The organism is Rhodococcus sp. MurmanLake-1 (genome assembly GCF_056945715.1).
Genome location: NZ_JBWZNF010000008.1, coordinates 150,851 through 163,605, shown reverse-complemented (window position 1 = coordinate 163,605; position 12,755 = coordinate 150,851). Strand labels below are relative to the sequence as shown.

12 protein-coding genes, 1 tRNA gene and 1 other RNA gene are annotated in these 12,755 nt (G+C 60.9%); 7 read left to right on the top strand and 7 right to left on the bottom strand.

The annotated features are described in order from the left end of the window. Positions 1–15: 15 nt before the first annotated feature. Both AC2ETI_RS22320 and AC2ETI_RS22315 read right to left on the bottom strand, forming a co-directional pair. The gene (locus AC2ETI_RS22320) at positions 16–795 is read right to left on the bottom strand and encodes a helix-turn-helix domain-containing protein (RefSeq protein WP_483634404.1); all 780 of its coding nucleotides are present in this window, start codon (positions 793–795) and stop codon (positions 16–18) included. 39 nt (positions 796–834) lie between these two features. After that, the gene (locus AC2ETI_RS22315; RefSeq protein WP_483634403.1) at positions 835–1,506 is read right to left on the bottom strand and encodes a response regulator transcription factor; all 672 of its coding nucleotides are present in this window, start codon (positions 1,504–1,506) and stop codon (positions 835–837) included. Positions 1,507–1,640: 134 nt separating this feature from the next. Here AC2ETI_RS22315 and AC2ETI_RS22310 point away from each other — a divergent pair, with 134 nt between their 5' ends. Continuing rightward, positions 1,641–1,949 (top strand): DUF6191 domain-containing protein, encoded by a 309-nt coding sequence (locus AC2ETI_RS22310; protein ID WP_007731580.1) that lies wholly within the window; start codon positions 1,641–1,643, stop codon positions 1,947–1,949. A gap of 61 nt (positions 1,950–2,010) precedes the next feature. Here AC2ETI_RS22310 and AC2ETI_RS22305 read toward each other — a convergent pair whose 3' ends face one another. From AC2ETI_RS22305 to AC2ETI_RS22295, 3 genes are all read right to left on the bottom strand, one after another. Further along, positions 2,011–2,829 carry a pentapeptide repeat-containing protein gene (locus AC2ETI_RS22305; RefSeq protein ID WP_063315218.1) on the bottom strand — a complete coding sequence of 273 codons (819 nt, stop codon included), beginning with the start codon at positions 2,827–2,829 and terminating at the stop codon, positions 2,011–2,013. 354 nt (positions 2,830–3,183) lie between these two features. Further along, on the bottom strand, positions 3,184–4,449 hold the full coding sequence (locus AC2ETI_RS22300) for a Fic family protein (protein WP_483634402.1): 1,266 nt from the start codon (positions 4,447–4,449) through the stop codon (positions 3,184–3,186). Between the two features lie 358 nt (positions 4,450–4,807). Beyond that, positions 4,808–4,895: transfer RNA gene (locus AC2ETI_RS22295), tRNA-Ser, on the bottom strand. 136 nt (positions 4,896–5,031) lie between these two features. Here AC2ETI_RS22295 and ffs point away from each other — a divergent pair. The 4 genes from ffs to AC2ETI_RS22275 all read left to right on the top strand — a co-directional run bounded on the left by ffs (position 5,032) and on the right by AC2ETI_RS22275 (position 8,520). After that, positions 5,032–5,131, top strand: an RNA gene (ffs, locus tag AC2ETI_RS22290) — signal recognition particle sRNA small type. Between the two features lie 42 nt (positions 5,132–5,173). Further along, the gene (locus tag AC2ETI_RS22285; RefSeq protein WP_019746524.1) at positions 5,174–6,466 is read left to right on the top strand and encodes an aspartate aminotransferase type Ic; all 1,293 of its coding nucleotides are present in this window, start codon (positions 5,174–5,176) and stop codon (positions 6,464–6,466) included. Positions 6,467–6,564: 98 nt separating this feature from the next. Beyond that, positions 6,565–7,920: a glycosyltransferase 87 family protein gene (locus AC2ETI_RS22280; protein WP_020968199.1), complete on the top strand. Its 1,356-nt coding sequence runs from the start codon at positions 6,565–6,567 to the stop codon at positions 7,918–7,920. An 18-nt stretch (positions 7,921–7,938) separates the two neighbouring features. Next, positions 7,939–8,520, top strand: coding sequence for an HhH-GPD-type base excision DNA repair protein (locus AC2ETI_RS22275; protein ID WP_019746526.1), 582 nt, complete (start codon positions 7,939–7,941; stop codon positions 8,518–8,520). A 6-nt stretch (positions 8,521–8,526) separates the two neighbouring features. On the opposite strand, the gene AC2ETI_RS22270 is transcribed toward AC2ETI_RS22275, so the two are convergent. Beyond that, entirely contained in the window at positions 8,527–9,435 is a 909-nt protein-coding gene (locus AC2ETI_RS22270) for a LysR family transcriptional regulator (protein WP_020905889.1), read from the bottom strand. Positions 9,436–9,536: 101 nt separating this feature from the next. Here AC2ETI_RS22270 and AC2ETI_RS22265 point away from each other — a divergent pair, with 101 nt between their 5' ends. Then, a complete protein-coding gene (locus AC2ETI_RS22265) occupies positions 9,537–10,583 on the top strand; it encodes a YeiH family protein (protein WP_020905890.1) in 1,047 nt (348 codons plus the stop codon). Here AC2ETI_RS22265 and AC2ETI_RS22260 read toward each other — a convergent pair. Beyond that, positions 10,576–11,580 carry an AraC family transcriptional regulator gene (locus AC2ETI_RS22260; RefSeq protein ID WP_021342611.1) on the bottom strand — a complete coding sequence of 335 codons (1,005 nt, stop codon included), beginning with the start codon at positions 11,578–11,580 and terminating at the stop codon, positions 10,576–10,578. The two genes, AC2ETI_RS22265 and AC2ETI_RS22260, sit on opposite strands and share 8 nt — an antisense overlap. 200 nt (positions 11,581–11,780) lie before the next feature. On the opposite strand from AC2ETI_RS22260, the gene AC2ETI_RS22255 reads away from it, so the two are divergent. Beyond that, a complete protein-coding gene (locus AC2ETI_RS22255) occupies positions 11,781–12,755 on the top strand; it encodes a quinone oxidoreductase family protein (RefSeq protein ID WP_003943928.1) in 975 nt (324 codons plus the stop codon).

Sequence of the window (12,755 nt, the reverse complement as noted above, 5' to 3'; positions counted from 1 at the left end):
GGAGCGCGGTAGCGATCATGCGACCGCGTCTCCCTCTGCCAGCGCGACAACGGTATCCGACCCGTGCCAGTCAGGGGCTTGGGATCGCAGCAGAGCTGCCGGGGTCAGCGAAGAGATTCGGCGGCATTCACGCGTCAAGTGGGCCTGATCGCTGAATCCGCAGTGGGCTGCGGATTCAGCGAGGCCCAGCGCGGGTCGACTGCGAGCGAGCGCCATGAAACGCTGGAGGCGCAGGATCGAGCGCAGCGTTGCAGGGCCGTATCCGAAGGCATCGTTGCATCGACGCTGGAGTTGGCGCGAAGTCAGTGCCGCCGCGTCGGCGAGAGTGCTGACATTCCACGAATGTTCGGACAGTGCGGTGCGGACGTGGTTGATCACCGGATCGTGACGGAAACTCGAACCTGCCCAACTCCGGACAGCGCTTTCGAGGATCGAGACTTGTTCGTGGTCTTCGGAATTTTCCAAGCGGTTCAACAGTATTCGTTCCGTGCGTGCGTCGGTTACAGCGCTGAGGTCAGCGCGAGAATCTCGAAGCTCGGACGCCGAGGTTCGCAACATCGGCGATGCCGATCCAGGGCGGAATCGAACACCCACGGAGCGTGTTCCGGGCGGAAGAGTGAATGACCATGCAGCGGTTTCGGGGCCACAGACGCGTATGCCGACGCCACGTATCCACAGCACGTCCATGCAAGCATCGGGCACGAGGAGGTGTTCTCCTTCTGCGCACGCCGTCCAGCCACACACCAGGATGTCGGAGAGATCCGGGGCGACCGATTGTGGTGTGTACCAACCCATGACAAGAGCTTATCGAGCGGCACCGACACGAAGGCGACTTCAGTCGACCGGGCCGAAGCGGTATCCGAATCCCCTGATGGTTTTGATGTACTTCGGTTTCGCGGGATCGGATTCGAGTTTGGACCGCAGGCTGAGAATGGTTGCGTCGACCACACGCGTTCTTTCGTGGTCGGAACCCCACACGATTCGGATCAGGTGATCACGTGAGTACACGCGCCCAGGCTCGGTCGACAGCTCCAGGAGTACCCGCCATTCGGTCCGACTGAGGACCAGCAGCTTTCCGCCCATCGTCGCCGTCATCGCACGTCGATCGAGGAGCAGGTCACCGTGACGTTGGTGTTTGCCGGGGGCGGGATGTGCGGTTTCACGAAGGATTGCGGTGACCCGAAGATCGAGCGCGTGAGAATCGATCGGGTTCAGCACAAAGTCCGAGACAGCGCGATGTGGTGCTTCGTCGATGTCCTCGTAGGTATCCACCAGCATCATGATCGGCATCGAACTGCGCAAGCGGATCTGCCGTGCGATCTCGTAGCCGTCGATGTCCGGCAGAAGGAGATCGATCACGGCGATATCGAAACTGTCGGTGTCCAGGTCATCGAGTAGGCGGCGCCCGGTGCGGACGAGCTGTATCTGGTGCCCGAAATGTATTAATTCGGTACCGAGTGTCTGGGCAAGGTCCGAACGGTCGGTAGCTGCAAGTATCAAGCTCACGTGAAATCCTCCCCCCGAAGGTGTTACTAGTCGTAACAGCTTGCATTCTGGCAGATCATCGACCGCGGGACCAGACATAGGGCGGCCGATCGGAAGTCGAGGGAACCGGGGGCGTTCGTCGCTAGACTTCTTTCATGGGCACTCTGTTCGCGTTGACGCTGCCAGGCTTGCTCGTGCTGCTGGTCCTGTTCGCTTTCGCCGAGACTCTCTGGAACCGGCTCACCGGCGGCCGGGCACTGCCGTGGACTCGGGGACGTACAACTCGTCCGGTCTCGGCCGCGGGCTTCGAAGAGGTTGCTGCCCTGTTTCAGGGGTCCAAGCATCATGAATTCGAACAGCGTCAGAGCGCATTGATGCATCGTGAGGACGGAACGGACGGTGACCCGCCGTGGGTGTCTGTCGATCCGGAAGCTAACAAGGTCGTTCTCCGTCGACGGAGTTGACAGTCGTCAACAGTCGACGGAGTTGACAGTCGCCGACAGACGACGGAGTTGACAGTCGGGTTCAGGCCCAGTGGCTGGGGCGGGTCAGTGAATCGGGAAGTGTGGTAGCCGAATCGCCGATCGCCCCGTTGATCTGGAACTGAGTGAGAAAGATACTGCCGCGGAGTTTTGTGCCGCGAATGTCGGTGCCGCGTAAGTCTGCACCGATCAGATCGGCTCGATCGAGTTCGCAGTCGCGGAGGTCTGCACCGATCAGGTAACTCCCGCGAAAGTTGGCCCCACGTAGATCGGAACCACGAAATTTGGCGCCGATGAGGTCTGCGCCGCGGTGGTCGAGTTTTCGACCCTTCTTGGTTGAGATCGGTGAGCGCACAAGGTTACTCGTCTGCAAGAGCAGTGTGTTGACTGCCGCTCGGTGTGCTGAGACGTCGACGGTTTGAATCTGCGAAGGTGTGCCGTTGGTCAGGCTTTCCGTCTCTGCGAGTGCAGCGTCGAGTTCCTTTCGTATCGAGTGGGTTTGCTTCAGCGAGCGGGCTTCGGCGAGATACCAGAGCAGTTCGTGCAACTGGCGTATGACAGGGAAGGTTTCGAACATGTCTGACGCGGTCTCCGGGGCATCACGCCAGCTGACGCCGTCGTAGGTCTGCTGTGAAACCTTCTGTCCCGCACCGAAACAGTCGTAGACGGTGCAACCGGTGAAGCCCTTCTTTCGCAATCCGGTGTGAATGCCGCAACGGAAATCCTGCTGCAGGTTCTTGCAGGGGTCGCCGGCATTCTTGTTGGTCGCGAAGTCGGAGGACTTGGAAAAGGGGAGTGCGACGCAGCACAGACCGAAGCAACTGCTGCAATCTGCGAGCAGATTGGTCTGGCCGGCAATCACGCGTACTCCCGATGGTTGGGTTGGACGGAAAGTCTGTCCTCGGGTTTGTGAGTCTGTCAAACGAAATTGCGTGGTTCGGCAGCAAGAAGTCCAGCGGCTCCGAGGTCGTATCCCGCGCAATTGCGGGGTACCAATCCGGCAGACGTGATTCTGGACCACGCTCGTGAAGTAGGTCGAAAATCGGGTGGACGGCCCAGCTCGCTGCAACCAATCGTCGTGCGGTACCCGGCGGCAGAACCAGTGCGCCGACGAAGACCACAAATGTTGCGGCCACTGCACTCCATTCGCGAGTGGGAATGGAAACGTCGATCGTGCGCCCAATCGCCACCTAGCCCATCTGCGACCTGGCGAAAATCACTCCCCATCCAGATCGAGGAGCGATACCCCCCGTGCCGTGAGCCGGAAGCGCAGCGGTCTCTTCGTAACCGTCTCAATGATCCCGGCATCGTCCAGGCGCTGAAGTCGCGGGCGGGCGAACTGGCTGGATCGACCCACCACCTCGACCAGGGTGTTCAACTTGATGGCGCGGTTCGCCTCGAAGCAGTGGGCCTGACCCAGGGTGAACAGGACTGCGCCGATGTGGTTGCTATCAACCGGCGGCGTCGACTCGCGATCGAGTCCCAAGTTCAGCGGAAATTCCTCATCCTCCACCAGAACGCGGATACGCGCCTCGAGTGTGTCGATCTTATGCCGCCTCTCGGAGAGGTCGAGCAGCAGTCGATGTTGCGCCTCGGCGATGATCTCCAGCATATCGATCAGGTAGGGCGTCAGATCTCCGCGGTTCAATGGATTCTCCGCGTCAGAGAATGCTTTGTAGTAACGATCCTTGTTGTCGGCGACGGTCGCCGACAATGCCAGGCTCGCATACGGAGCCAACACCTGTCGAAGGTCCAGCGCGAGAAGGTAGCGTCCGGTTCGGCCGTTGCCGTCGTAGAACGGGTGCGTGTACTCGAAGATGAAGTGCGCGACCACTGCCCTGATCAGTCGTGGAATCGAGTCGTCGCCCCCCTGGCTCAGCATGAGGGTCAGCGCGTCGTCGATCGCTGACTCGGGTACCACACCGGTGTGCACGACCTTGATTCCTGACGTGATCGATACTGGCCCTTGCCGGAACCGCTTCCCATCGGGTGCGTCCTCGTCGCGAATCTCGCCCCGAGTTACCGCGTCGTAGACGTCTCGGATGTCGTCGAGCGTCTGCGGACTCTCGGCCTGGTCGTTGCCGATATTGAGATAGAGCCGCACCATCTCGGCGAACCGCTTGTTCGCGAGGGGTTGCTCCGCCCACACCATCTCGATTGCCTCGCTGATCTCCTTCCGGGTTGAGCGGACCTGTTCGATCTCGTTCGTTGCCTGGATCTCGTCGATCACCATGCGATGCAGGTAGTGGGTGCGCGCGAGGGCCGGCAGCCCGTTCCACTCAGCCCGGATCTTCGGCTCGAAGCTCATGATCCGTTCGATCAGCGCTGCGACTTCGGGTGTCATCAGTGCGAACGTCGAGTGTTCGCCGATCAGTAGGTCCCAGTGGACGGCGGCGGGAGAATCGCGTCGCGCTCGCTCCTCAGCATTGGCACCAGCACGATCTCGTTGGTGAAAGATCGATTTCAACGTCCTGTACGCCATCTGGTCTCTCCCTGTATCCACGCTATATTGCCGCCTTGCTTTCCATGCCTATCTTATCCAGAATGGGATCTGGATAAATAAGACTTGCGGCGCGGGTGTCATTTCATGACCAACGCGGGCTGCAGGAGAAGATGTGGCCATAGCTTCCCGAATCGGGTTCAGGCCATCGGCGGGCCACTCGAAGTCACGCAGCAGCATTCCGATTCGGCGCGCTGAGGGATCGAAACCACCACGAGTCGGCAGACCGTCTGAGCTCGCAGAACATCGAGCTGAACCGAGACCCTGTTGCATTACTCGTTGCATGAGGACAGAAAAGAACCCCTGTGAACCGCTTCTCAGCAGTTCACAGGGGTTCCTTTGGCGGAGGATAGGGGATTTGAACCCCTGAGGGCGTTAACCCAACCCGCGTTCCAGGCGAGCGCCATAGGCCACTAGGCGAATCCTCCGTGGAGCAGCATACCCAATTGCAGGCGTGAAGCGTTAAACGGGTACCTGACCTGCGAAGAACCGCTGGATCTCAGGGTTTGCATCTCCACCTCGGTAGGTGGTGTGCAGCGGCCGACGAAAGCCGTCTACACTGTTCATTGGATCCCGCGCGGCGCGCATCCTGTGAACTCCCCCAGGGCCGGAAGGCAGCAAGGGTCAACGGGCTCTGCCGGGTGCGCGGGGTCCTCTATTTTTTTCACATACCCGACCCCGCCTCGTCGGTGAAAGGCCGCTCCGGATGCCTATCCAAACCCAGATCGGGTTGATGAGCCATGAAGAACTCACCTCCGAGCATGAGAGCCAGAGCGCGAAGTACACGCAGCTCCAGGCGCAGAAGCTCGCACTCGATCTGACCCGCGGTAAGCCTTCCCCGGAACAACTCGACCTTTCCGCAGAGCTGCTGACGCTGCCCGGCGACGGTGACTTCCGTGACGGCAGCGGCACCGACTGTCGTAACTACGGCGGACTCACCGGTCTGCCGGAACTGCGCGCCATCTTCGGTGAGCTGCTGGGTATCCCCGTTGCGAACCTTCTCGCCGGCAACAACGCGAGCCTCGAGATCATGCACGACAACGTCGTGTTCTCACTGCTGCACGGCACTCCGGATTCGGCCCGGCCGTGGGCACAGGAAGAGAAGATCAAGTTTCTCTGCCCCGCACCGGGCTACGACCGCCACTTCGCGATCACCGAGTCCCTCGGCATCGAGATGATTGCGGTGCCGATGAACCACGACGGCCCGGATGTCGTCAAGATCGCCGAACTTGTTGCGTCAGATCCGCAGATCAAGGGCATGTGGGCGGTTCCGGTTTACGCGAACCCCACCGGTGCCGTGTACTCCGAAGAAATTGTCCGGACGCTCGCGTCGATGCCGACGGCCGCGCCGGACTTCCGCCTGTACTGGGACAACGCGTATGCCGTGCATCCACTTGTCGGCGAGACCGCACCTTCCTACGACATTCTCTCGATGGCAGCGGAGGCCGGACACCCCAACCGTCCGCTCGTGTTCGCGTCGACGTCCAAGATCACTTTCGCCGGCGCTGGTGTGAGCTTCTTCGGTAGCTCGGCGGAAAACCTTGCCTGGTACCAGAAGTTCCTGGGTAAGAAGAGCATCGGACCTGACAAGGTCAATCAGCTTCGCCACCTGCGTTTCTTCGGCAATGCCGACGGCGTTCGTGCGCACATGGAGAAGCATCGCGCGTTCCTCGCACCCAAGTTCGAGCTCGTACTGCGGATCCTCGAGGATCGTCTCGGTGCTTCGAAGGTCGCGTCCTGGACCGAGCCGAAGGGCGGATACTTCATCAGCCTCGACGTGGTCGACGGCACGGCCAAGCGCGTCATCGAACTGGCGAAGAACGCGGGTATCGCGCTCACCGCTGCCGGATCGGCTTTCCCGTACAGCACGGATCCGGACGACCGGAACATCCGGTTGGCCCCGAGCTTCCCGTCCACGGCTGAACTCGAAGTTGCCATGGACGGCGTGGCGACGTGTGTCCTGCTCGCAGCCACCGAATCGCGTCTCTCCGAGATCTGAGTTCTCTAAGCGGCGTGCCCGGTCGGTACTTTTCGGTCTCGTCTTGTACCGTTCGGAGCATCAATTCCCGACATAGGGTGTAAATCCCGGAGGTTGTAGTGACGGGCGCGATCAACGCTTCGGATGGACCCTCTTTCGAGGCGCACACCGCGAAATCAGAGTCGGTCATCGAAGCTGACATACCGCGACGCAGTCTCCGTGTCGGTGTTCTCGGATTCTCTGTGCTCGGTGTTCTGGCAGTCGCGTCCGTGCTGATGGTTCTTTTCGCCGTGCCGATGAATACGCGGTACTGGGGGATCTTCGAAAATTTCCTCGATCTCGACGTCTACCGCCACGGCGGCAGCGTTGTGGTTCAGGGCCTTCCGTTGTACGACGGGCCAGTCCTGGAAGGGATGATGTTCACGTACACCCCGTTTGCGGCTTTGCTGTTCACGGTGTGGGCGGTGCTCTCGTTCAAACAGGCGATTGTCGTGTGGACGGGTTTGAACATCGCTGCGTTGTTCGCAGTGATCGTGTTGTGCTGGAAGTACCTCGGTTATCGGCTCGACGTGAAGGCGTACGCCGTCAGTGCGTTGGCCACCACGATCTTTCTGTTCATGGAACCGATACGTACGACGCTCTGGCTCGGGCAGATCAACATCTTCCTGCTGCTCTTGATCGTGTGGGACCTCGGTCGGGACGAGAAGAGTCGGCTCCGAGGAATCGGGGCAGGCATCGCCGCCGGCGTGAAGCTCACCCCGGCCTTCTTCTGGGCGTACCTCTTCATCACTCGTCAATGGCGTGCGTTGGTGACGGCCGTCGTGACGTTCGCGGCGACCGTCGCGATTGGTTTCGTCGTGATCTACAACGATGCGTACAAGTACTGGACCGGCACTCTTGTCGACAGCGAACGCGTCGGACCGACGGATGCTCCGAGCAACCAGTCCGTGTCCGGTCTGATCGCTCAGCTCACTCACACTCCGACGCCGTCGCGGGTCCTGGTCCTCGTCTTCAGTGCGCTGGCGGTATGCCTCGGACTCGGTGCCGCGTGGATTGCTCACCGGCACGGCCAGAAATTGCTCGGCCTCACCATGACGGGGTTGACTGCGACCACTGTCTCGCCGTTCTCGTGGGGTCATCACTGGGTGTGGTTCGTCCCGCTGGTCGTCCTCGCCGCGCACTACGCGATGGTGTCGAAGAAGCGCTGGGCGTGGGTGGCGCCGTTCGTTTTCCTGCTCCCAGTCTTGAACTGGTCTCACACTTGGTGGGACCCGTCGGTCATTCCGGGTACGGATCGCTTTGTCGGAATGGGCCTGTTCATGTTCGTGCCGCCCGAGTATCTGCGGATTCCGACCGTCGGCGTCTACCTCTGGGTCTTCACGCTTGCCGCGGTCTCGACGTTGGTTCTGTTCGGCTGGAAGAAGTGGAAGATTCCGGCTCCGGATGCGTCGGCGCCGGTCACAACTGCCGCCTGACGTGGCAGTATCGGACTCATGGCACTTCAACTGAACCTTGTCGGTGACCCCGAAGCTGATGCCCTCCTGGCCGAGGACCCGTTGGCGTTGTTGATCGGAATGCTTCTCGATCAACAGGTTCCGATGGAAACGGCCTTCCTCGGTCCGAAGAAGCTGGCGGATCGGCTCAGCGGTATCGACGTCAGGCGTATCGCCGACATGGACACCGACGAGTTCATCGCCATCTGTGCCGAGCCTCCGGCTGTGCACCGATTCCCCAAGTCGATGGGCGAGCGTATCCAGCTCATGTGCCAGTTCATCGTCGAGAACTACGACGGCGACACCGCGGCGATCTGGACTTCGGGAAATCCCGACGGCAAGGAAGTGCTGAAGCGGCTCAAAGCCCTACCCGGTTACGGGGATCAGAAAGCCCGGATCTTCCTGGCGTTGCTCGGAAAACAGATCGGCGTCGAGCCGAAAGGTTGGCGCCAAGCGGCCGGCGACTACGGGCTCGAGGGGTCGAGGCGCTCGATTGCAGACGTGGTCGACGAACAGTCTTTGCTCGAGGTCCGCGAGTTCAAGAAGGCCGCAAAGGCGGCAGCGAAGGCCGACAAGAAGTAGCCGCTTTCAGGATTTCCGGGACCCGCTGGCACGCACTACTTTCATCAGGTCGCCTGCGGGGCCCTCGAGCTGACGCGGCGGGCGCCACACTGCACGCAGGGATCGGTCGAGTTCCAAGCCTTCGACGGCTACGACCCGAAGTTCTCCCTGCTTCACCTGGTCCTCGACGGCCAGCGTGCTCAGTACCGCCGGGCCGACGCCACCGAGCACGCTGGTTCGAATCGCGGCCGAACTACCCAGTTCCAACAACGGTGCACCGCGCTCGTATTCGTGTAACGCCAGGTCGAGAGTCGTTCTGGTTCCCGATCCGGGCTCACGCACCAGCAGCGGTGTCGCTGCCAGTTCGGCGACGGTCAGCGGCTTTCGTCGACGCGCCCATGGATGATCCGGATGAACGACCACGACCAGCGAGTCACGCGCGACGGTGACGCTGGGCAGGCTCTTCGGAACGGTCGGTGACTCGACGAATCCGAGGTCACACATTCCTACTTCGACGGCTTCGAGTACGCGTGTCGAGTTGTAGACCTGAAGGTGGACGGTGACACCAGGATGCAGTGATCGAAAGACGCCGAGCCAGGCCGGGATCAGATGTTCGGCGACGGTCATGCTGGCACACACGGTCAATTCCGCGGATCGTTCGGTCCGCATCCCTTCGGCGACGTCGAGAAGCTGCCTCGAGTTGGCGAGGACGCGGCGCGCCCAGTGGACGATGACGGTCCCCTGCGGAGTCAAAGTCGCACCCGTCGACCTTCGGTGTATGAGTGGCATCCCGAGCTGCCGCTCAAGGGCTTTGACGGCGCGGCTGGCATTCGGTTGTGCGATGTGAGCCAGACGGCTTGCAGCACTGAGGCTTCCGTGATCATCGATGCCGACGAGTAGCTCGAGTGTGGTGAGGTCGGGCCACCTTCTGGTCATGCAGACAGGCTATACCCAGCATCTATTCCATATCGATCTGATATGTCGTGATGGTAGAAATCGCCCTACCGGAGCGATGGTGGCTCAAGGACGCTGGATGAGTGAACCGTGATGTGAAGTCCGTGGCCGAGAAACCCGCAGTCGCCCCTTCGTCAGAAGTACGACGGTGGTCGAGTGTCGCTGCATTGGTGCCCGGAGTTGCGTTGTGCGCCTTGGGTGCCACGGTCGCGCTGATAGCCGGTCAGTTCACCTCCGCCGTGAGTCCGTTGCTGATTGCGATCGTGGCGGGTGCGGTGTTGGCGAATACCGTCTCTTTGCCGGCGAAATTCCAACCTGGCCTGGCATTCTCGGCGAAACGGCTACTTCGGGTGGGTATCGCTCTGCTCGGGCTGCAATTGATGTTCTCCGACATCGTCGGTTTGGGTTGGGGAGTGATCGCCGTTGTGGTGGCGATAGTGTTCCTCGGTATCGCCGGGACCATGTATGCCGGAAAACTTCTGGGATTGAGTTGGTCGCAGAGGATTCTGATTGCCTGCGGCTTCTCGATCTGTGGCGCTGCCGCTGTGGCTGCTGCGGACGGTGTGGTGAATGCGCGAGAGGAAGAGTTGCTGACCGCTGTTGCGCTGGTGGTGATCTTCGGAACTCTGATGATTCCGACGATCCCCTTGCTGGCCGATGCTTTCGGTATGAACGAGATCGAGGCGGGCATGTGGGCCGGTGGGTCGATCCACGAAGTGGCACAAGTAGTGGCTGCCGGCAGCGCTCTCGGCGCCACCGCGTTGGGTGTCGCGACCGTGGTGAAACTTGCGCGCGTATTGATGTTGGCGCCGGTCATGGCGTTTCTGAGCATTCGGCAACGCACGATGGTCGACAACACCGCCACCAAGCGGCCCCCGCTGATTCCGTTGTTCGTCGTGGCATTCATCGGCTGCATGGGTTTGCGCTCCACCGGAATGTTGCCGAATGAGCTTCTCGGATTGGCGAAGACCGTGCAGACGGCGCTGTTGGCTGCTGCGATGTTCGCTCTCGGGCTGGGGGTGCGGCTGAGCGTCATTCGTGGAGTGGGCGCACGACCATTCGTTCTGGCCGCGATTTCCACCGTGTGGGTGGCGACGATCGCCTACGTCGGAGTCGTGCTGGTCAGCTGATCGAGCGTTGAGTCCGCCATGCGCTCGGGCTCGTCGAGAACTGAGTGCGAAACCAGCGCGAGAAACTACCCTGCGTCGAAAACCCCAGGTGCACCGCCACTTCGGTCAATGAATAGCGAGGGTTGGCGACAAATCGTTCCGCGAGGGTGCTTCGGACCGAATTGAGAACGGCCGTGAACGTATCTCCGGATTCGGCGAGATGACGGTGCAGTGTCCGCCGGTCGAACCCGAGGCTTCGTGCCACCTGCTCGACAGAGCAGCGGCCGGTCGGAAGCAGAACTTCGATCAATTCCTTGGTTCGGCTGAGGGTGTCGGAGGTTTCCGATGCGGGAAGTGAGTCGAGGAACTGGCGAGCGTACGGCCGGAGCAACTCGTCGGAGAGTTGGTTTGCCGCATCCAGGTCGGCGGCGAAGAAAACGATTCCGGTGAATTCGTGATCGAATTCCACGGTGTCGCCGAGGATTCGTCGATGCGTGCTCGTATCTTTCGGGGCATTGTGCGTGAATCCCACGCTGACCGGATGCCATCGAGAACCCAGGAAACTTCGCAGGATCTGCAGCGTCGCGCCGACTGCGAGTTCGACGCTCTGTCTGGTGTCGACCGGTTCGCCGACCTCGAGCGAGATTCGCAGGGTGGCGAGTCCGTTGACCTCGTTCAATCGGATGCGCAATGACTCGTTGTACGTGTGCTCGTATCGCATCAATACGTCGAGCGCGCTCCTGACGTCTGGTTCTTCCCTGATGACCAAGCTGAGGGGACCGAGATTGGACAGTCGACGCAGGCCGGCGAGTAGAAGCCCGAAGTCTTCGTGTCCGGACTCCGCTGCCGATCGCTCCAGGAGCGATGCGATGGAGGCGGCCGGTACCCATTGGTCGGGGTTCGCCAGGCTTGCCGGGCTCAGGCCGACACTTCTCATGAGGGCCACAGCGTCCACGTCCACTGTTCGGCACAGGTCGACGTATCGGTTCAGTGACGCGTAGCGGGCGAGTGGCTTCATAGGGCCCCCTTTACTCGATGTCCCGAAATGTTGTGTTGTGTGTCTCGTCAAGTTAAGCATGTGAGCCGGATCTCACATAGTTTTGTTCACATCAGTTCGGCACGACCGCGAAGTCGAGCACCGACTTCTGGAAGTTGTTGCGTACGAATACAGCTCGACCGTAATCGAGTCGAGCCCGCCCACAGAATTGGAGAGCATTGATGGCAAACGCCATTCGGTTCCATGAGATCGGCACACCGTCCGTCATGCGTTGGGAAGAGATCGAGGTAGGACGACCCGGTGCCGGAGAGGTTCGGGTTCGTCATGAAGCGGTGGGGTTGAACTTCGCCGACACCTACTTTCGAAGTGGCCTCTATCCTGCGCAATTGCCTGCCGGGATGGGCGTTGAGGGCGCCGGTGTGGTCGAAGAGATCGGCGAGGGAGTAGTCGATTTTGCAGTGGGGGACCGTGTGACCTACACCGGCAGTCCGCTGGGTGCGTACGCCACCGAGCGGATCATGGCGTCGTCCGACCTGATCGCGCTACCCGACGGCATTGCCTTCGACACCGCGGCCGCCATGACCATGCGAGGACTGACTGCCGCCTACCTTCTGCGTCGCATCTACCCGTTGAAAGCGGGAGACACCGTGTTGCTGCATGCTGCGGCGGGCGGGGTTGGACTGATCTTCACCCAGTGGGCAAAACTGTTGGGAATCAAAGTGATCGGAACGGTGTCGAGCGACGAGAAGGCGAGCGTTGCCCGAGCTCACGGGTGCGATGAAGTCGTCATCTACACCCGCGAGGACGTCGTAGCGCGTGTCAAGGAGATCACCGGGGGCGTCGGCGTGCCGGTTGTCTACGACAGTATCGGGCAATCCACGTTCGACATCTCTCTCGATTGCCTTGCCAGGCGCGGGCTGCTGGTGTGCTTCGGAACGGCGTCCGGGCCGACTCCGCCGATTCAGGCAATGCAGTTGGCCGTCAAGGGATCTCTCTTCCTCACACGTCCGGCACTTGCCGATTACATCGCAGATCCCGAGGAACGTGCCGAACTGGCGGGCGAACTGTTCTCACACGTCGAATCCGGGCGAATCAAGATCGAGATCAACCAGCGATACCCCCTCGAAGATGCGGTGCGTGCGCACCACGACATGGAGTCCGGTCGCAGTATCGGTTCCTCCGTCTTCTCCGTCTGA

Coding starts and splice junctions, on each gene's coding strand:
- AC2ETI_RS22275 (WP_019746526.1), top strand. CDS start 7,939: ATGGCACTTCAACTGAACCTTGTCGGTGACCCCGAAGCTGATGCCCTC.
- AC2ETI_RS22300 (WP_483634402.1), bottom strand. CDS start 4,449: ATGGCGTACAGGACGTTGAAATCGATCTTTCACCAACGAGATCGTGCT.
- AC2ETI_RS22260 (WP_021342611.1), bottom strand. CDS start 11,580: ATGAAGCCACTCGCCCGCTACGCGTCACTGAACCGATACGTCGACCTG.
- AC2ETI_RS22270 (WP_020905889.1), bottom strand. CDS start 9,435: ATGACCAGAAGGTGGCCCGACCTCACCACACTCGAGCTACTCGTCGGC.
- AC2ETI_RS22320 (WP_483634404.1), bottom strand. CDS start 795: ATGGGTTGGTACACACCACAATCGGTCGCCCCGGATCTCTCCGACATC.
- AC2ETI_RS22310 (WP_007731580.1), top strand. CDS start 1,641: ATGGGCACTCTGTTCGCGTTGACGCTGCCAGGCTTGCTCGTGCTGCTG.
- AC2ETI_RS22285 (WP_019746524.1), top strand. CDS start 5,174: ATGCCTATCCAAACCCAGATCGGGTTGATGAGCCATGAAGAACTCACC.
- AC2ETI_RS22255 (WP_003943928.1), top strand. CDS start 11,781: ATGGCAAACGCCATTCGGTTCCATGAGATCGGCACACCGTCCGTCATG.